The sequence below is a fragment of the Burkholderia sp. LS-044 genome (genome assembly GCF_004803625.1).
GTDB classification, from domain to species: Bacteria; Pseudomonadota; Gammaproteobacteria; order Burkholderiales; family Burkholderiaceae; genus Burkholderia; species Burkholderia cepacia.
Window position 1 is genome coordinate 16,637 of the sequence record NZ_SSWO01000017.1, and the last position, 17,356, is coordinate 33,992.

The 17,356-nt window shown below is 67.3% G+C and carries 19 protein-coding genes; 13 read left to right on the forward strand and 6 right to left on the reverse strand.

The genetic code is table 11. The features are described from left to right. The first annotated feature begins 14 nt into the window (after positions 1-14). The 10 genes from E9536_RS32410 (at position 15) to E9536_RS32455 (ending at position 10,540) form a co-directional block, all read left to right on the forward strand. Entirely contained in the window at positions 15-1,400 is a 1,386-nt protein-coding gene (locus tag E9536_RS32410; RefSeq protein WP_136472141.1) for an aminopeptidase P N-terminal domain-containing protein, read from the forward strand. A 40-nt stretch (positions 1,401-1,440) separates the two neighbouring features. Further along, positions 1,441-2,628 (forward strand): UbiH/UbiF/VisC/COQ6 family ubiquinone biosynthesis hydroxylase, encoded by a 1,188-nt coding sequence (locus tag E9536_RS32415; RefSeq protein WP_136472143.1) that lies wholly within the window; start codon positions 1,441-1,443, stop codon positions 2,626-2,628. A 124-nt stretch (positions 2,629-2,752) separates the two neighbouring features. Continuing rightward, positions 2,753-3,820 carry a tRNA dihydrouridine synthase DusB gene (gene dusB, locus E9536_RS32420; protein WP_042977079.1) on the forward strand — a complete coding sequence of 356 codons (1,068 nt, stop codon included), beginning with the start codon at positions 2,753-2,755 and terminating at the stop codon, positions 3,818-3,820. Then, positions 3,817-4,050, forward strand: a complete 234-nt coding sequence (locus tag E9536_RS32425) for a Fis family transcriptional regulator (protein ID WP_006476892.1) — start codon at positions 3,817-3,819, stop codon at positions 4,048-4,050. The genes dusB and E9536_RS32425 overlap by 4 nt, the downstream gene beginning before the upstream one ends. 44 nt (positions 4,051-4,094) lie before the next feature. Continuing rightward, on the forward strand, positions 4,095-5,660 hold the full coding sequence (gene purH, locus E9536_RS32430; RefSeq protein WP_021162493.1) for a bifunctional phosphoribosylaminoimidazolecarboxamide formyltransferase/IMP cyclohydrolase: 1,566 nt from the start codon (positions 4,095-4,097) through the stop codon (positions 5,658-5,660). 154 nt (positions 5,661-5,814) lie between these two features. Continuing rightward, on the forward strand, positions 5,815-6,357 hold the full coding sequence (gene ruvC / locus E9536_RS32435; protein WP_021162491.1) for a crossover junction endodeoxyribonuclease RuvC: 543 nt from the start codon (positions 5,815-5,817) through the stop codon (positions 6,355-6,357). A 164-nt stretch (positions 6,358-6,521) separates the two neighbouring features. Beyond that, positions 6,522-7,103 carry a Holliday junction branch migration protein RuvA gene (ruvA, locus tag E9536_RS32440; RefSeq protein WP_021162490.1) on the forward strand — a complete coding sequence of 194 codons (582 nt, stop codon included), beginning with the start codon at positions 6,522-6,524 and terminating at the stop codon, positions 7,101-7,103. Between the two features lie 108 nt (positions 7,104-7,211). Further along, a complete protein-coding gene (ruvB, locus tag E9536_RS32445) occupies positions 7,212-8,282 on the forward strand; it encodes a Holliday junction branch migration DNA helicase RuvB (protein ID WP_136472145.1) in 1,071 nt (356 codons plus the stop codon). A 24-nt stretch (positions 8,283-8,306) separates the two neighbouring features. Then, positions 8,307-9,260: an oxygenase MpaB family protein gene (locus E9536_RS32450; RefSeq protein WP_136472147.1), complete on the forward strand. Its 954-nt coding sequence runs from the start codon at positions 8,307-8,309 to the stop codon at positions 9,258-9,260. A 152-nt stretch (positions 9,261-9,412) separates the two neighbouring features. Continuing rightward, positions 9,413-10,540 (forward strand): ParB/Srx family N-terminal domain-containing protein, encoded by a 1,128-nt coding sequence (locus E9536_RS32455; protein WP_134255641.1) that lies wholly within the window; start codon positions 9,413-9,415, stop codon positions 10,538-10,540. 60 nt (positions 10,541-10,600) lie between these two features. On the opposite strand, the gene E9536_RS32460 is transcribed toward E9536_RS32455, so the two are convergent. The 3 genes from E9536_RS32460 to tyrS are packed head-to-tail and all read right to left on the reverse strand — an operon-like array spanning position 10,601 to position 12,983. Next, positions 10,601-11,263: a histidine phosphatase family protein gene (locus E9536_RS32460; RefSeq protein ID WP_059693814.1), complete on the reverse strand. Its 663-nt coding sequence runs from the start codon at positions 11,261-11,263 to the stop codon at positions 10,601-10,603. A 23-nt stretch (positions 11,264-11,286) separates the two neighbouring features. Continuing rightward, entirely contained in the window at positions 11,287-11,745 is a 459-nt protein-coding gene (gene dtd / locus E9536_RS32465; protein ID WP_011350959.1) for a D-aminoacyl-tRNA deacylase, read from the reverse strand. Beyond that, entirely contained in the window at positions 11,742-12,983 is a 1,242-nt protein-coding gene (tyrS, locus tag E9536_RS32470) for a tyrosine--tRNA ligase (protein ID WP_059685236.1), read from the reverse strand. Before tyrS ends, dtd begins: the two co-directional genes overlap by 4 nt. A gap of 142 nt (positions 12,984-13,125) precedes the next feature. Here tyrS and E9536_RS32475 point away from each other — a divergent pair, with 142 nt between their 5' ends. Continuing rightward, entirely contained in the window at positions 13,126-14,274 is a 1,149-nt protein-coding gene (locus tag E9536_RS32475; RefSeq protein ID WP_124839504.1) for an anhydro-N-acetylmuramic acid kinase, read from the forward strand. Positions 14,275-14,380: 106 nt separating this feature from the next. Here the strand turns inward: E9536_RS32475 and erpA are convergent, their stop codons facing one another. The 3 genes from erpA to rplM all read right to left on the reverse strand — a co-directional run bounded on the left by erpA (position 14,381) and on the right by rplM (position 15,802). Further along, the gene (gene erpA, locus E9536_RS32480) at positions 14,381-14,752 is read right to left on the reverse strand and encodes an iron-sulfur cluster insertion protein ErpA (RefSeq protein WP_006751888.1); all 372 of its coding nucleotides are present in this window, start codon (positions 14,750-14,752) and stop codon (positions 14,381-14,383) included. A gap of 218 nt (positions 14,753-14,970) precedes the next feature. Next, on the reverse strand, positions 14,971-15,363 hold the full coding sequence (gene rpsI, locus E9536_RS32485; RefSeq protein WP_011883283.1) for a 30S ribosomal protein S9: 393 nt from the start codon (positions 15,361-15,363) through the stop codon (positions 14,971-14,973). Positions 15,364-15,373: 10 nt separating this feature from the next. After that, on the reverse strand, positions 15,374-15,802 hold the full coding sequence (rplM, locus tag E9536_RS32490) for a 50S ribosomal protein L13 (protein WP_009687896.1): 429 nt from the start codon (positions 15,800-15,802) through the stop codon (positions 15,374-15,376). Between the two features lie 311 nt (positions 15,803-16,113). On the opposite strand from rplM, the gene E9536_RS32495 reads away from it, so the two are divergent. Together E9536_RS32495 and E9536_RS32500 are read left to right on the forward strand one after the other, a co-directional pair. Continuing rightward, positions 16,114-16,419 carry a DUF1090 family protein gene (locus E9536_RS32495; protein WP_060174144.1) on the forward strand — a complete coding sequence of 102 codons (306 nt, stop codon included), beginning with the start codon at positions 16,114-16,116 and terminating at the stop codon, positions 16,417-16,419. Positions 16,420-16,829: 410 nt separating this feature from the next. Beyond that, complete coding sequence (locus E9536_RS32500; RefSeq protein ID WP_027788367.1) at positions 16,830-17,294, forward strand: OsmC family protein; 465 nt, start codon at positions 16,830-16,832, stop codon at positions 17,292-17,294. Positions 17,295-17,356: the final 62 nt, after the last annotated feature.

The following is a 17,356-nucleotide window of genomic DNA, read 5'->3' on the forward strand; positions in this document are numbered from 1 at the left end:
CTACAATCGCACGAATGAACGCGCCCCTCGATACCGCCATCGCCGTCGACGTCTACCGCCAGCGCCGTGAACGCGTGCTTGCCGCACTGCGTGCCGCCGGCGGCGGCGTCGCCATCGTCCCCACCGCGCCGGAACTGCTGCGCAACCGCGATACGGCCTACCCGTACCGGTACGACAGCTACTTCCATTACCTGACGGGCTTCACCGAGCCGGATGCCGTGCTCGTGCTGAACGCGGCCGCGCCGCACGGCGCGCCGGAGTCGATCCTGTTCTGCCGCGGCAAGAATGCCGACCGCGAGATCTGGGAAGGCTTCCATTACGGGCCCGAAGCCGCGCGCGATGCGTTCGGCTTCGACGCGGCGTTCGCGGTCGACGTGATCGATACGGAGATGCCGCGCCTGCTCGCCGACTCCGGCACCGTGCACTACCGGTTCGGCGCATCGGCCGACTTCGACCGCCGGCTCGCGGGCTGGATCGACGCGGTGCGCGCGCTGGCGCGCACGGGCGTCGCCGCACCGGACGCGATGCTCGACCTCACGCCGCTCCTCGACGACATGCGGCTCGTGAAGGACGAGCACGAGCTCGCGATCATGATGCGCGCCGCGCACATCTCCGCGCTCGCGCACCGCCGCGCGATGCAGGCGTGCCGCCCCGGGATCCGCGAATACGAACTCGAAGCCGAGCTGCTGTATGTGTTCCGCAAGCACGGTGCGCAGTCGCCCGCGTACGGCTCGATCGTCGCGGCCGGCGCGAACGCGTGCGTGCTGCACTACCCGGCCGGCAACGCAACCGCGAAGGACGGCGACCTGATCCTGATCGACGCCGCGTGCGAACTCGACGGCTACGCGTCGGACATCACGCGCACGTTTCCGGCCAACGGGCGCTTCTCGCCCGCGCAACGCACGCTGTACGACATCGTGCTCGCCGCCCAGCAGGCCGCGATCGACGCGACGCGCGCCGGCGTGCCGTTCGAAGCACCGCACGACGCCGCCGTGCGCGTGCTCGCGCAGGGGCTGCTCGACACCGGCATCATCCCGAAAACGCGCTTCTCGAACGTCGACGACGTGATCGCCGAGCGTGCGTACACGCGCTTCTACATGCACCGCACCGGCCACTGGATCGGCATGGACGTGCACGATTGCGGCGACTACCGCGAGCGGCTCGCCGAGCGCGACGGCAACGGCGCGCTGCCCTGGCGCACGCTGAAGGCCGGCATGACGCTGACGGTCGAACCCGGCCTGTATGTGCGCGCCGACGACGACGTGCCGCCCGAGTACTGGAACATCGGCATCCGCATCGAGGACGACGCGATCGTGCGCGAGCAGGGCTGCGAGCTGATCACGCGCGGCGTGCCCGTCGCGGCGGACGAGATCGAAGCGCTGATGCGCGCACTCGCATGACCGGCTGCCGCCGACCGTTACCTCCGTTTCACGAATCAAGATGACGACCGCCTCCTCCCCGGCCACGCCGGACTACGACCTCGCCATCGTCGGCGCGGGCCCCGTCGGGCTCGCGCTCGCCGGCTGGCTCGCGCGCCGCAGCGCCACGCAGCACGCATCGATCGCGCTGATCGATGCGCGTGAACCGGCCGCGAGCGCAAACGATCCGCGCGCGATCGCCGTGTCGCACGGCAGCCGCGTGCTGCTCGACACGCTCGCGTGGCCCGCCGACGCGACGCCGATCGAACACATCCACGTATCGCAGCGCGGCCATTTCGGCCGCACGCTGATCGACCGCGACGAACACGACCTCGCCGCGCTCGGTTATGTCGTGCGCTTCGGCTCGCTCGTGCAGGCACTCGCCGGCGCCGTGCGCGGCACCCGCGTCGACTGGCTCACGTCGACCACCGCGCGCGAGCCGCAGCAGGATGCCGACGGCGTCACGCTGACGCTCGATGGCCCGCAAGGCGAGCGCACGCTGCGCGCACGCATCGTCATCAATGCCGAAGGCGGGCTGTTCCACGAACAGCGGGCCGATACCGGCAAGCATCGCCGCGACTACGGCCAGACCGCGATCGTCGGCACGGTCACGGTATCGGCGCCGCGCCCGAACGTCGCGTGGGAACGCTTCACGCACGAAGGCCCGCTCGCGCTGCTGCCGCTTGGCGGCCCGCGCCAGGCGGAGTATTCGCTCGTGTGGTGCTGCACGCCCGACGAAGCGGCGCGCCGCGCCGCGCTGCCCGACGACGCATTCCTGCGCGAGCTCGGCAGCGCGTTCGGCGAGCGCATGGGCGACTTCGTCGCGATCGCGGGCCGCGCGTCTTTCCCGCTCGGCCTGAACGCCGCGCAGACGCTCGTCAACGGCCGCGTCGCGATCATCGGCAATGCCGCGCAAACCCTGCACCCCGTCGCGGGCCAGGGGCTCAACCTCGGGCTGCGCGATGCGCATACGCTCGTCGACACGCTGTCCACGCAAGGCTTCGAAGCGACCGCGCTCGCCACCTTCAACGCGCGCCGCGCACTCGACCGGCGCTTCACGATCGGCGCGACAGACACGCTGGCACGCCTGTTCACGATCGACTCGGGCCCGCTCCCGCTGCTGCGCGGTGCCGCGCTGACCGCACTCGAGTTCGTGCCGCCGCTCAAGAAGGTGATCGCGCGCCAGATGATGTTCGGCCAGCGCAACTGACGCGCGGCGCGCACAGTCGCGCCACTCAAACCGGGTCAAATCGGCGGGGCATGGGAATACGGTAAAATGCGCGTTTCCGTCTGCCCTTTTCATGCCCGCGCCCGCCGCGGGCGGTGCCATTGCGATGCCCGTTATCGGCTCTCACGTATTGCGTAACAACCTGTTCGTCGCCCCGATGGCCGGCGTGACGGATCGTCCGTTCCGCCAGCTCTGCAAGCGGATGGGGGCCGGTTACGCCGTGTCCGAGATGGTCGCGTCCAACGCGCAGCTGTGGAAAAGCGCGAAGACGATGCGGCGCGCGAACCACGAAGGCGAAGTGGAGCCGATCGCGGTCCAGATCGCGGGCGCCGATCCGGCGATGATGGCCGAAGCGGCCCGCTACAACGTCGACAACGGCGCGCAGATCATCGACATCAACATGGGCTGCCCGGCGAAAAAGGTCTGCAACGTCGCGGCCGGCTCCGCGCTGCTGCAGAACGAGCCGCTCGTGCAGCGCATCGTCGAGGCGGTCGTCGCGGCGGTCGGCACGGGGCCCGATGCGGTGCCCGTCACGCTGAAGATCCGCACGGGCTGGGATCGCGAGCACAAGAACGCGATCACGGTCGCGCGCCTGGCCGAAGCCGCCGGCATTTCGATGCTCACCGTGCACGGCCGCACGCGCGCCGACCTGTACCGCGGCGACGCCGAATACGACACCATCGCGGCCGTGAAGGCGGCGGTGCGGATTCCGGTGGTCGCGAACGGCGACATCACGTCGCCCGCGAAGGCGAAGGCCGTGCTCGACGCGACCGGCGCCGATGCCCTGATGATCGGTCGCGCTGCGCAAGGTCGGCCATGGTTGTTCCGCGAAATCGATCATTTCCTGCAAACCGGCGAGCTGCTGCCCCCGCCGCGGATCGACGAGATCCAGCACGTGATGAACGAACACCTGGAAGACCACTACGCGTTCTATGGTGAATTCACGGGAGTCCGTACTGCGCGCAAGCACATCGGCTGGTACACTCGCGGCCTTTCCGGTGCCAACGGGTTCCGGCACAGGATGAACACGCTCGATTCCACCCGCGAGCAGCTCGCCGCCGTCAATGCATTCTTCGAGGCGCAAAAGGCGCTGTCGGACCACCTCGTCTACGTCGACGACGAAGAGGAAAACGGCCAGGGCGAGTCGGACGACCATAACCAGTTAGCAGCATGAGCAAGCACAACATCGAACAATGTGTCCGCGAGAGCCTGGACGTGTATTTCCGGGATCTAGACGGCTCCAATCCGCACGACGTCTATGAAATGGTGATGTCCTGCGTCGAAAAGCCGATGCTCGAGGTCGTGCTCGTACAGGCAGGCGGCAACCAGTCGCTCGCCGCGGAGTACCTCGGCATCAATCGCAATACGCTGCGCAAGAAGCTGCAGCAGCACGGCCTGCTGTAGGCAGCCGTCCCGTCCCCGTTTCCCTGGCTATTGGTGGTTCCATCATGATCAAGCAAGCGCTCATTTCCGTTTCCGACAAGACCGGCATTGTCGACTTCGCGAAGTCGCTGTCCGACCTCGGCGTCAAGCTGCTGTCGACGGGCGGCACCGCGAAACTCCTCGCCGACGCCGGCCTGCCCGTGACCGAAGTGGCCGATTACACGGGCTTCCCGGAGATGCTCGATGGGCGCGTGAAGACGCTCCACCCGAAGGTGCACGGCGGCATCCTCGCCCGCCGCGACCTGCCCGAGCACATGCAGGCGCTGGAACAGCACGGCATCCCGACGATCGACCTGCTCGTCGTGAACCTGTATCCGTTCGTCGCGACGATCGCGAAGGACGACTGCACGCTCGCCGACGCGATCGAGAACATCGACATCGGCGGCCCGACGATGCTGCGCTCGGCCGCGAAGAACCACCGCGACGTGACGGTCGTCGTCGATCCGGCCGACTACGCGGTCGTGCTCGATGAAATGAAGGCGAACGGCAATGCGGTGGGCTACGCGACCAACTTCCGCCTCGCGACGAAGGTGTTCGCGCACACCGCGCAATATGACGGCGCGATCACGAACTACCTGACGAGCCTGACCGACGAGCTGAAGCACGCTTCGCGCAGCACGTACCCGGCCACGCTGAACCTGGCGTTCGACAAGGTGCAGGACCTGCGCTACGGCGAGAACCCGCACCAGAGCGCGGCGTTCTACCGCGACCTCGCGACGCCGGCCGGCGCGCTGGCGAACTACCGCCAGCTGCAAGGCAAGGAACTGTCGTACAACAACATCGCGGATTCCGACGCGGCGTGGGAATGCGTGAAGACGTTCGACGCACCGGCCTGCGTGATCATCAAGCATGCGAACCCGTGCGGCGTTGCAGTTGGCAACGATTCGGCCGACGCGTACGCGAAGGCGTTCCAGACGGATCCGACGTCGGCCTTCGGCGGCATCATCGCGTTCAACCGCGAAGTCGACGAAGCGGCTGCCCAGGCCGTCGCGAAGCAGTTCGTCGAAGTGCTGATCGCCCCGTCGTTCTCCGACGCCGCGAAGCAGGTGTTCGCCGCGAAGCAGAACGTGCGCCTGCTCGAGATCGCGCTGGGCGACGGCCATAACGCATTCGACCTGAAGCGCGTGGGCGGCGGCCTGCTCGTGCAGTCGCTCGATTCGAAGAACGTGCAGCCGAGCGAGCTGCGCGTCGTCACGAAGCGCCAGCCGACCGCGAAGGAAATGGACGACCTGCTGTTCGCGTGGCGCGTCGCGAAATACGTGAAGTCGAACGCGATCGTGTTCTGCGGCAACGGCATGACGCTCGGCGTCGGCGCCGGCCAGATGAGCCGCGTCGATTCCGCGCGCATCGCAAGCATCAAGGCGCAGAACGCGGGCCTGACGCTGGCCGGTTCGGCTGTCGCGTCGGATGCGTTCTTCCCGTTCCGCGACGGCCTCGACGTCGTCGTGGCGGCCGGCGCGACCTGCGTGATCCAGCCGGGCGGCTCGATGCGCGACGACGAAGTGATCGCCGCAGCCGACGAGCACGGCATCGCGATGATCCTGACGGGCGTGCGTCACTTCCGTCACTGATCGCGGCCTGCGGCCCGCGCGGCCGCTGCACGGGAACCCGGCGGCATTGCACCCGCCGGGTTTTTTATTGCGTTGCGCCGGCGCACGCAACCGTGCGGCCGGCGCCGCACACCATTCGTTGTAGTATCGCTGCATCACGCCATTCTCCTCACTCATGCGAATTCTCGGCATCGACCCCGGCCTGCGCGTCACCGGTTTCGGCATCATCGACGTCAGCGGCCACCGGCTCGCCTATGTCGCGAGCGGCGTGATCCGTACGCCGACCGCCGACCTGGCCACCCGCCTCGGCACGATCTTCCAGGGCGTCTCGACCATCGTGCGCGAGCACGCACCCGATCAGGCCGCGATCGAAAAGGTGTTCGTCAACGTGAACCCTCAGTCGACGCTGCTGCTCGGCCAGGCGCGCGGCGCCGCGATCTGCGGCCTCGTCGCGGGCGGCCTGCCCGTCGCCGAATACACGGCGCTGCAGCTCAAGCAGGCCGTGGTCGGCTACGGCCGCGCGACCAAGACGCAGATGCAGGAGATGGTCACGCGGCTGCTCAATCTCTCCGGACAGCCGGGCTCCGACGCGGCCGACGCGCTCGGCATGGCGATCTGCCACGCGCACGGCGGCGACACGCTCAGCACGCTCGGCGGCCTCGCGCCGGCGCTCGCGAAGAAAGGGCTGCGCGTACGGCGCGGGCGGCTGGTCGGCTGACATCGCGCGTGCCGGCGTGCGGTTCGCCGGATCGACCGTGTCGACCGTTTCGACCGGACGCGGCACACCCACGACACCCGTTGCCCCGGCCTGACGGCCGATCCCGTCGGCATTGCGCCGCACGTGCGCTACACTCGCGCTTTATTCCTCGCATCCCGCCCTCCATGATCGGTCGCATCGCCGGCATCCTGCTCGAAAAGAACCCGCCTCACCTGCTCGTCGACTGCAACGGCGTCGGCTACGAAATCGACGTGCCGATGAGCACCTTCTACAACCTGCCGCAAACGGGCGAGCGCGTCGTGCTGCTCACGCAGCAGATCGTCCGCGAGGACGCGCACCTGCTGTACGGCTTCCTGACGCCTCAAGAGCGCACGACCTTCCGCGAACTGCTGAAGATCACCGGCATCGGCGCGCGCATGGCGCTCGCCGTGCTGTCCGGCATGAGCGTGCAGGAACTCGCGCAGGCCGTGACGATGCAGGACGCCGCACGCCTCACGCGCCTGCCCGGCATCGGCAAGAAGACGGCCGAACGCCTGCTGCTCGAACTGAAGGGCAAGCTCGGCGCCGATCTCGGCGCGCTCGCCGGCGCCGCGTCGCCGTCCGACCACGCAACCGACATCCTCAACGCGCTGCTTGCGCTCGGCTATTCCGAAAAGGAAGGCCTGGCCGCGATCAAGAACGTGCCGGCCGGCACCGGTGTATCCGAAGGCATCAAGCTCGCACTGAAGGCGTTGTCGAAGGCGTAACGCGCGTTCAATCCGGCCGTCGAAACCAGTGTCGCGCGGCGCGGCATCGCGCGCCAGTCGGCCGTTCGGCCAGGTGGGCGGGAGTGCGGCGCGCGGTACAATGGCCGCATGATTGAAACCGACAAACTCGCCACCGAGCCGCGGATCATCGCCGCCACGCCCGCCTCGTCGCACGAGGAGGTGTTCGAACGTGCGCTGCGGCCGCGCCAGCTCGACGACTACGTCGGCCAGGAAAAGGTGCGCGGCCAGCTCGAGATCTTCATCGAAGCCGCCAAGCGCCGCTCCGAGCCGCTCGACCACGTGCTGCTGTTCGGGCCGCCGGGCCTCGGCAAGACGACGCTCGCGCACATCATCGCGCGGGAAATGGGCGTGAACCTGCGCCAGACGTCCGGCCCCGTGCTCGAGCGCGCGGGCGATCTCGCCGCGCTGCTGACGAACCTCGAGGCGAACGACGTGCTGTTCATCGACGAAATCCACCGGCTGTCGCCGGTCGTCGAGGAAATCCTGTATCCGGCACTCGAGGATTACCAGATCGACATCATGATCGGCGAAGGCCCGGCCGCGCGCAGCGTGAAGCTCGACCTGCAGCCGTTCACGCTGGTCGGCGCCACCACCCGCGCCGGGATGCTGACCAACCCGCTGCGCGACCGTTTCGGGATCGTTGCGCGCCTCGAGTTCTACGACGCCGATCAACTGTCGCGCATCGTGCGGCGCTCGGCATCGCTGCTGAACGCGCAGATCGATCCGAACGGCGCGCTGGAAATCGCGAAGCGCTCGCGCGGCACGCCGCGGATTGCGAACCGGCTGCTGCGACGCGTGCGCGACTTCGCGGAAGTGAAGGCCGACGGCCAGATCACCGCGGCCGTCGCCGATGCCGCGCTCGCGATGCTCGACGTCGATCCGGTCGGCTTCGACCTGATGGACCGCAAGCTGCTCGAGGCGATCCTGTACAAGTTCGACGGCGGCCCGGTCGGTATCGACAACCTCGCGGCGGCGATCGGCGAAGAGCGCGACACGATCGAGGACGTACTCGAGCCCTACCTGATCCAGCAGGGCTTCCTGCAGCGCACGCCGCGCGGGCGCGTCGCGACGCTGCTCACGTATCGCCACTTCGGGCTTTCCGTGCCCGACGCCGGCCGCACCGAACGCGGCGAGTGGGATACCCCCGACGGGAAGTAACCCGTCGCCCGAGCCGCACCCGCCATGACGACGCCGCCCAGCCACCACCCCACCGCACCCGCACCGGGCCCGCGCTGGGCCGAGCCGATCCGCAAGCGGCTCGTGGCCGGCGTCACGCACCTGACGGCGGGCGGCGGCGGCCCGTCGCTCGACCTCTCCTCTCCGCCCGGAGACCCGGGGCTGTTCGGCCCCGACGCCGTCTGCTGGCGCGTACATGCCGACTTCACGTCGATGATGACGGGCGGCATCGCCGCACTGCTGCTGCAGGCGCTCCATCCGCTCGCCCTCGCGGGCGTCTGGGATCACTCGTCGTTTCGCACCGACATCCTGGGTCGCTTGCGGCGCACCGCCACGTTCATCACCGGTACGACCTTCGGCAGTCGCGCGGACGCCCTCGCACTGATCGAGCGCGTGAAATCGATCCACGCGCACATATCGGGCACCGCACCGGACGGCCGGCCGTATCGCGCCGACGATCCGGCGTTGCTGACCTGGGTGCACGTCGCGGAAGTATCGAGTTTCCTCGCCGCGCATCTGCGCTACGTGAATCCGGCCCTGCCGGGTGAATTGCAGGATCGCTACTACGCCGAGACGGCACTGGTCGCCGAACTGCTCGGCGCACACGAGGTTCCCCGTTCGCGTGCCGAGGTGGCCGCGTATCTCGCACGCATGCAGCCCGAACTCGAGGCCGGGCCGCGTACGTTCGACGTGATGTCCATCCTGCTGAACGTGCCGGTCGCGAAGCCGGTGCTGCGGCCGGCCGCGTCACTGGTGATGCATGCCGGAATCGACCTGCTGCCGCCATGGGCGCAGCGCATGCTCGGCGTGTCGACGTTCGCGCCACTGCGGCGCGCGGTGGTCCGGCCCGGCATACGGGTCGTCGCGCCCGTGCTGCGCTGGGCGCTCGTGAACGGCGCGTCAAAGCGTGCGCGCCGCCGCGCGACGGCAGCACCGCCCGACAGCGCCTCATCCACCTGACGATCCGCCTCTTCCCGTCATTTCAATTTGCTGTCAAATACCTGTGACAAGCTGACGGGCTTGCACCCGCGCACGGTCGCACGCGCCGTCCGTCCCGCCTGTCCGTGACCCGCGCGGTGTTCCGCCAATCCGACCGACACCCGATACCCGCGATGCCACGCCTGCCGATCCGTTTCGCCCTCGCCGCCAGCCTGTCCGCCGTCCTCGCCCTCGGCGCCTGTGGAGGCGACGATGTCGCCGCCGTCGCGCGTTCGGACGCGCAAACGCCGTCCGGCGGCACCCCGACCGCGCCCGCCCCGGCGCCGCCCGCCACCGTCACGCCACAACCAGGCAAGTGGAAGGCTGCCCGAGCGGGCGACCTGATCGACGTGACGCTCGGCGACCTCCATCCGACGCAGGGTGCAATCGGTTACGACCAGATCTACTACAAGCTCGGCCGCTACGAACTGCAGCCCGACAAGAAATTCGACGACTTCTGTGCGGACGAAGGCCTCGGCGGTGTCGCTGCGGCGGGCTACACGGCCAAGTCGGTACTGCGCGATCCCGCCAGTTACGCGTGCAAGACGACCGACGCGAACGCCCGCGACCGGTCGGTGCTGAACCCGGTCGTGATCGGCCCGAACGGCGATGCGCTGTACCTGACCGACGGCCACCACGGCCTGTCGACCTACTACGAGACGCCCGACGGCGGCCCGGCGCTGCACGTGCACGTCGTCGTCAAGGACAACCTCAGCGACTACTCGGGCGACGCGTTCTGGCAGCAGATGCAGAGCCGCGGTTATCTGCGCCTCAAGAACGGTGACGGCAAGCCGATCACGGCCGCCCAACTGCCGACCGGGCTCGGCCTGAAACTCGGGATGACGAACGACCGCTACCGCTCGCTCGTCTATTTCACGCGCGACATCGCCTACAGCAAGCCCGCACAAGCCACCGACTACCTCGAGTTCTACTGGGCCGACTGGCTGCGCGCGCAACCGGGCACGTTCTCGCTCGACGGCTACGACCTGACGCGCGCCGGCGCAACCGATCCCGATCCGGCAAAGGCCGACACGGGCTACCTGAACGCGGCCTGGAATGCGTCGGCGCGCATGGTCGCGGCCACGGACCCCGTGATCGACGGCAAGACGGGCGCCGACCTCGGGCGCGCGGACGCGATCAACGGCGGGAAGAAATACAACAAGGGGGAATTCGACAAGCTGCGCCAGCCGATCGCGGCGGACAAGCCCGGCAAGATCGCGTACGCGCTCGACTACAAGACCCGCCACGCGCTGCCGCAGTAAGCGGCGAGCGCCACGCAGGAAGGAAGCCCCGGCCGGCCATGCCGGACGGAGCCTGCCGGTTCAGAGCACCTTGCGGTACCCGTCGTCGTCGCTCGCGGCGTCCAGGTGCGAGACGTCGGCCCACTGCACGACCTGCGCGCGGCCATCCGCGTAATCGACGACGTTGATGCTCGTGTTGAGCAGCTGATAATTGCGGGGCGCCGACAGTTCGATGCCGTTTGCAAACCGGTACACGCTGTCGAGCACGCCGCCGTGCGCGACACACGCGATCCGGCCGCCCGGGTGCGCGGCCACGATCGGCTCGAGCGCGTGCAGCACGCGGTGATAGAACTCACGCTGCGACTCGCCGCCTTCCGGCGCGAAGCCCGGATCGCGCGTCTGCCACGCCGCGTATGCGTCCGGAAACAACGCCTCGATCTCGGTACTGTCGTGCCCCTGGAATGCGCCGTACGAGCGTTCCCGCAGCCCTTCCCGCAGCAACAGCGGCAACCCGAGCGCATCGGCGAAGGGCTGCGCGGTCTGTTGCGCGCGCATCAGGTCGCTCGAATAGACCGCGTCGATCCGTGCACCGTCACGCGCGTCGCGTGCGAGCCGCGCGGCCAGCTTTTGGGCCTGCGCGAGCCCCGTATCGGCCAGCGGGATGTCGATATGGCCCTGGATGCGCTTGATGCGATTCCAGGCCGTCTCGCCATGGCGGATGAAAAGAATCTGCGTGGTGGCCATCGCGGGGCGTCTCCGGGGAAGAATCAGGGCCGCACTTGCAGCCAGAATGTCACGGGGCCGTCGTTGACGAGCGACACCTGCATGTCGGCGCCGAACTCGCCCGTCTCGACGACCGGATGGCGCGCACGCGCGGCCGCGACGAAATAGTCGAAAAGCCGCGCGCCTTCGTCGGGCGGCGCGGCCGGCGTGAAGCTCGGACGCAGCCCGCTGTTGGTATCGGCCGCCAGCGTGAACTGCGACACGAGCAGCAAGCCGCCTGCGCGGCCCTCGCCGTCGATATTCGACACCGGCAGGTTCATCTTGCCGGCGGCATCGCTGAACACGCGGTAGCCGAGCATTTTCGCGAGCAGCTTGTCGGCCGCTGCATCGGTGTCGCCGCGCTCCGCGCAGACGAGCGCGAGCAGGCCCGCGCCGATCTCGCCCGTCGTGCGGTCGCCGACGCGCACGTCGGCGCGCTTCACGCGCTGGATCAGCGCGATCATGCGGTCAGCGTGACGCGCGCGAAGCGGCGCTTGCCGACCTGGACGACGAACTCGCCGGCTTCGACCTTCAGGCCCTTGTCCGACACGGTCGCGCCATCGATCTTCACACCGCCCTGCTCGATATTGCGCAGCGCTTCGCTCGTCGACGGCACGAGCCCCGCCTGCTTCAGCAACTGGCCGATCGCGAGCGGTGCGCCCGCGAGCGTGACCGACGGGATGTCGTCCGGCACGCCGCCCTTCGCGCGGTGGTTGAAGTCCTCGAGCGCACGTTCGGCGTCGGCCTGCGAGTGGAACCGCGCGACGATTTCCTGCGCGAGCAGCACCTTGAAGTCGCGCGGGTTGCGGCCGCCTTCGGCCTCGCGCTTGAAGCCGGCGATCTCGTCGAGGCCGCGGAACGACAGCAGTTCGAAGTAACGCCACATCAGCGTGTCCGAGATGCTCATCAGCTTGCCGAACATGTCGGTCGGCTTCTCGCTGATGCCGACATAGTTGCCCTTCGACTTCGACATCTTCTCGACGCCGTCGAGGCCTTCGAGCAGCGGCATCGTGAGAATGCACTGCTGTTCCTGGCCGTACTGCTTCTGCAGCTCGCGGCCGACCAGCAGGTTGAACTTCTGGTCGGTGCCGCCCAGCTCGAGATCGGCGTTCAACGCGACCGAATCGTAGCCCTGCATCAGCGGGTACAGGAATTCGTGGATCGAGATCGGCACGCCGCCCTGGAAGCGCTTCGTGAAATCCTCGCGTTCGAGGATCCGCGCAACCGTGTAGCGCGACGCGAGCTTGATCATCCCGTCCGCGCCGAGCGGCATCGACCATTCGCTGTTGTAGCGGATCTCGGTCTTCTCGCGATCGAGCACGAGCGCGGCCTGCTCGAAGTAGGTCTTCGCGTTCGACTCGATCTGCTCGCGCGTGAGCGGCGGGCGCGTCGCGTTGCGGCCCGACGGATCGCCGATCAGCGACGTGAAATCGCCGATCAGGAAGATCACCGTGTGGCCGAGGTCCTGCAGCTGACGCATCTTGTTCAGCACGACGGTGTGGCCGATGTGGATGTCGGGTGCGGTCGGATCGAGGCCGAGCTTGATGCGAAGCGGCGTGCCCGTGGCCGCGCTGCGCGCGAGCTTCTGCGCGAACTCTTCCTCGATCAGCAGTTCGTCGACGCCGCGCTTCGTGACGGCGAGCGCATGCCGGACTTCGTCGGTGATCGGGAAAACAGGCTTGGAACTGGGTTCGGTGCTCATCGGTGCCAGGAAGAATGTCGCAAAAACAGGGATTTTCCCATAACTTGCGCGCCCATCGCTTAACGGCGCGCCGCGTTGCGCGGATAATCGGGCGCAAGGCGCGCGGCACCGGCCCGCGCCGCACGATCCAGGAGAACCCAACGTGCCGCAACGACAACCGCAAAACGCCCATCCGGCCGACGGCATCTACTTCGGGCTGATGTCGGGAACCAGCATGGACGGCGTCGATGGCGTCGCCGTGCGTTTCGAGGCCGGCAAGGCGCCGGTCGTGCTCGCGGAAGCGTTCGTCGGCTTCGCGCAATCGCTGCGCGACGTGCTGTTCGCGCTGCAGCAGCCCGGCGACGACGAGATCGACCGCGAATCGCTCGCCGCGAACGCGCTGGTCGCGCGCTATGCGGTGTGCTGCCACGAATTGCAGCGCACGGCCGGGCTGTCGCGCGACGAGATCCGCGCGATCGGCGTGCACGGCCAGACCGTGCGCCATCGCCCCGAGCGCGGTTATACGCGGCAGATCAACAACCCGGCACTGCTCGCCGAGCTGGCCCAGGTCGACGTGATCGCCGATTTCCGCAGCCGCGACGTCGCGGCAGGCGGCCACGGGGCACCGCTCGCGCCGGCCTTCCATGCAACGGTGTTCGGCGCAGCGGGCGAGACGCGCGTCGTCTGCAATCTCGGCGGGATCAGCAACATCACGATCCTGCCCGGCGAAGGCGGCGACGTGCGCGGTTTCGACTGCGGCCCCGCGAATGCGCTGCTCGACGAATGGGCGACCCGCCATCTCGGCAAGCCGTACGACGACGGCGGCAAGTTCGCGGCGCGCGGCACCGTCCATGCAGCGCTGCTCGACGCGCTGTTCGACGAGCCCTATTTCGCCGCACCGCCGCCGAAAAGCACCGGGCGCGACCTGTTCAATCCCGCCTGGCTCGACGCGAAGCTCGCCGCGTTCTCACACGTCGCGCCGCAGGACGTGCAGGCCACCCTCACCGCGCTCACGGCCGTTTCGGTCGCGCGCGAGATCGCACGGCACGCAGCGAGCTGCAAGGCCGTGTTCGTATGCGGCGGCGGCGCACGCAATCCGGTGCTGCTCGATGCGCTCCGGCACGCGCTGCACGAGGCCGGCGTGCCGGCCACGGTCGATACGACGGCGGCACTCGGCGTGCCGCCTCAGCAGGTCGAGGCACTCGCGTTCGCGTGGCTCGCGTACCGTTTCACCGCGCGCCAGCCCGGCAATCTCGCGACGGTCACCGGTGCGGGCGGCAACCGCGTGCTCGGCGCACTCTATCCGCGCTGATGCGATGCCGGCCGCGTGGCGAGCGCCGCATGGAAAACGGGCACAAAAAACGGGGCATGATGCCCCGTTTTTCATTCCGGCGAACCGGCGTGGATCTGTCGTGCGCTCAGACCGAGAACGACGAGCCGCACCCGCAGGTGGTGGTCGCGTTCGGGTTCTTGATCACGAACTGGGCGCCGTTGAGGTCGTCCTTGTAGTCGATCTCGGCGCCGACCAGGTACTGGTAGCTCATCGAGTCGATCAGGAGCTGGACGCCGTTCTTGTTCATCACGGTGTCGTCCTCGTTGACTTCCTCGTCGAACGTGAAGCCGTACTGGAAGCCGGAGCAGCCACCGCCCTGCACGAACACGCGCAGCTTCAGGTCGGGATTGCCCTCTTCGTCGATCAGTTGCTTGACCTTGTCGGCTGCGGCGTCGGTGAAGACGAACGGAACCGGCATTTCGGCCGTCGTTGCTGCGGATTCGGTAACAGCGTTCATTGCGAACTCTCCAAAAAGCTTTAGCCGCTATTGTAGGGCCGATCAGAAGATCGTGCTGAAGTCCATGAAATCAATAGGTTCTTGTCGATTTCATCAAACACGCATGCGCAGGCCGCGGCAGCACGCGCCTGGAAACGGGCATAAAAAAACCGCCAGCGCGAAAGCTGGCGGTTTTTCCGGCGGACGCCGCCCGGGAGCGGCGCGGCCATGAAGCGGAATTAACGCTTCGAGAACTGCTTGGCGCGGCGTGCCTTGCGCAGACCGACCTTCTTACGCTCGACTTCACGTGCATCGCGCGTGACGAAGCCTGCGTTCGACAGCGACGGCTTCAGCGTCGCATCGTAGTCGATCAGTGCACGGGTGATGCCGTGGCGCACTGCACCTGCCTGACCCGTTTCGCCGCCGCCGTTCACGTTCACCTTGATGTCGAACGTCTGGCCGTGGTTCGTGAGTTCCAGCGGTTGACGCACGATCATCAGCGACGTTTCGCGCGAGAAGTAGTCAGCGATGGGCTTGCCGTTGACGATGATGTCGCCCTTGCCAGCCTTGATGAAGACACGTGCGACTGCGCTCTTGCGGCGGCCCGTACCGTAGTTCCAGTTACCGATCATGTGGGTCCCCTTAGATCTCGAGCGCCTTCGGCTGTTGAGCCGAGTGCGGATGCGTCGCTTCTGCGTAGACCTTCAGCTTCTTGATCATCGCGTAACCGAGCGGGCCCTTCGGCAGCATGCCCTTGACCGCCTTCTCGAGCGCGCGGCCCGGGAAGCGTTCCTGCATCTTGCCGAACGTCGTTTCATAGATACCGCCCGGGTAGCCCGAGTGACGGTAGTACTTCTTGTCCAGAGTCTTGTTGCCCGTGACCTTCAACTTGCTCGCGTTGATGATGATGATGAAATCACCAGTGTCGACGTGCGGGGTGAACTCAGGCTTGTGCTTGCCGCGCAGACGGCGTGCCACTTCGCTGGCAACACGGCCGAGAACCTTATCCGTCGCGTCAATCACGTACCATTCGCGCGTCACCTCATGGGCTTTTGCGGAAAACGTCTTCATGATCGATCCAAAAAAATTGCTTTGCCCGATGTGTTCTTCCTGCTTGTCTGTGTGCGCTTCGAGGCGCGGTGCAGGCTCTCCCTGTTCTTTTTCCGTGGGCATGAATGCGGAAAAGCCCTGAATTATAAAGGAAATACCGCAACGCGGTCAAAGGGAATCCGCTCCCCGTGTCCACGGCGGCCGAAATGGGCCAAAATCCGGTCGTGCCCCGACAAGCCAGGCGAACCGAGCGCCCGGGGAGGCACCCATCGACACGCGGCACATGACCTTGCCGCGCCAGACCGGCCGAACACGGAAAACAACAAACAAGCATGATGAATCAACGACTTACACCCTTCTTCGCGGCCGTGATGCTGGCCGCCGCGGCACCTGCCGTCGCCGCCCGCGCCGACTGCGAAGCCAAGCTCGAAGCCCTCGATACACGCCTTGCCGAAGCCCGTGCCGCGCATGCCGAGGATCGCGTCGCCCGCCTGCGCGCGGTGCGCGAACGCGTCCGCCACTTCTGCGCACGCGGGCACGGGCATGCGTCGGCCGTCCACGCGCCGGCGCCCGATGCGCGCCCGCGCGGCACGCCGCCCGACGCGACCTCGCAGCCTGCCGCAAGGCAGCCCGCGTGACCCTGTCGGCGCGCGCAAACCGCGCGCCGATGTTTGCATGGGACGAAAAAAAGCCCGAACGGCTGGTTCGGGCTTAATCCACCATAGGAGGAGGGTGGAGGAGACATTCGGAGGTTGCCGCAGCGCGACAACCAATGAGGCTCATTATACGAACGCGTCGTAGACTCCACAAGAAAATTTGCATTGCGAAATCAAACGCCACAATATGAAATTTAATGCGGCGCGTTTGAATCACGACTTTTCTCTTTGAAATCAATGACCTGATTCCGGAAAGCACGATCAGGAGCCGCCCTCATCTAGAGCAAAACCCCTAAGTCCGGAGGGGAATTGGCTGTCCGGGGCGCCACTCACGCGGTGCCCGCGTTGCGCGTCGTGCACCGCATCAGCCGGCCGTTGCGCCGCGGGCTACAATGCCGGATCGAATCCGAATCAGGCAACGCTGGAGTGCAAGCATGGAATGCAAAGTAAGCTGGATGGGTCAGGACGGCATGGCGTTTTCCGCCGAGACCGGCAGCGGCCACCTCGTCGCGATGGACGGCGCGCCCGAAGGCGGCGGTCACAACCTCGCGCCGCGCCCGATGGAGATGGTGCTGCTCGGCACCGGCGGCTGCACGGCCTATGACGTCGTGCTGATCCTGAAGAAGAGCCGCCAGGAAGTCAGCGGCTGCTCGGTCACACTGAAGGCCGAACGCGCGAGCGAAGACCCGAAGGTGTTCACGAAAGTGCACTTCCACTTCACCGTCACCGGCCGCAACCTGAACCCGGCCACGGTCGAACGCGCGATCAACCTGTCGCACGATAAGTATTGCTCCGCGTCGATCATGATCGCGAAGACGGCCGAACTCACGCATTCGTTCGACATCGTCGCCGGCTGACCGCACGGCGAGCACACATGAAAAAAGGGCCGGCGCTCCATTGGGAGACGCCGGCCCTTTCG

Excerpts from the sequence above, each read along its gene's own strand:
- E9536_RS32410 (WP_136472141.1), top strand. The coding sequence starts at position 15 with ATGAACGCGCCCCTCGATACCGCCATCGCCGTCGACGTCTACCGCCAG.
- E9536_RS32415 (WP_136472143.1), top strand. The coding sequence starts at position 1,441 with ATGACGACCGCCTCCTCCCCGGCCACGCCGGACTACGACCTCGCCATC.
- dusB (WP_042977079.1), top strand. The coding sequence starts at position 2,753 with ATGCCCGTTATCGGCTCTCACGTATTGCGTAACAACCTGTTCGTCGCC.
- E9536_RS32425 (WP_006476892.1), top strand. The coding sequence starts at position 3,817 with ATGAGCAAGCACAACATCGAACAATGTGTCCGCGAGAGCCTGGACGTG.
- purH (WP_021162493.1), top strand. The coding sequence starts at position 4,095 with ATGATCAAGCAAGCGCTCATTTCCGTTTCCGACAAGACCGGCATTGTC.
- ruvC (WP_021162491.1), top strand. The coding sequence starts at position 5,815 with ATGCGAATTCTCGGCATCGACCCCGGCCTGCGCGTCACCGGTTTCGGC.
- ruvA (WP_021162490.1), top strand. The coding sequence starts at position 6,522 with ATGATCGGTCGCATCGCCGGCATCCTGCTCGAAAAGAACCCGCCTCAC.
- ruvB (WP_136472145.1), top strand. The coding sequence starts at position 7,212 with ATGATTGAAACCGACAAACTCGCCACCGAGCCGCGGATCATCGCCGCC.
- E9536_RS32450 (WP_136472147.1), top strand. The coding sequence starts at position 8,307 with ATGACGACGCCGCCCAGCCACCACCCCACCGCACCCGCACCGGGCCCG.
- E9536_RS32455 (WP_134255641.1), top strand. The coding sequence starts at position 9,413 with ATGCCACGCCTGCCGATCCGTTTCGCCCTCGCCGCCAGCCTGTCCGCC.
- E9536_RS32460 (WP_059693814.1), bottom strand. The coding sequence starts at position 11,263 with ATGGCCACCACGCAGATTCTTTTCATCCGCCATGGCGAGACGGCCTGG.
- dtd (WP_011350959.1), bottom strand. The coding sequence starts at position 11,745 with ATGATCGCGCTGATCCAGCGCGTGAAGCGCGCCGACGTGCGCGTCGGC.
- tyrS (WP_059685236.1), bottom strand. The coding sequence starts at position 12,983 with ATGAGCACCGAACCCAGTTCCAAGCCTGTTTTCCCGATCACCGACGAA.
- erpA (WP_006751888.1), bottom strand. The coding sequence starts at position 14,752 with ATGAACGCTGTTACCGAATCCGCAGCAACGACGGCCGAAATGCCGGTT.
- rpsI (WP_011883283.1), bottom strand. The coding sequence starts at position 15,363 with ATGATCGGTAACTGGAACTACGGTACGGGCCGCCGCAAGAGCGCAGTC.
- rplM (WP_009687896.1), bottom strand. The coding sequence starts at position 15,802 with ATGAAGACGTTTTCCGCAAAAGCCCATGAGGTGACGCGCGAATGGTAC.
- E9536_RS32495 (WP_060174144.1), top strand. The coding sequence starts at position 16,114 with ATGATGAATCAACGACTTACACCCTTCTTCGCGGCCGTGATGCTGGCC.
- E9536_RS32500 (WP_027788367.1), top strand. The coding sequence starts at position 16,830 with ATGCCGGATCGAATCCGAATCAGGCAACGCTGGAGTGCAAGCATGGAA.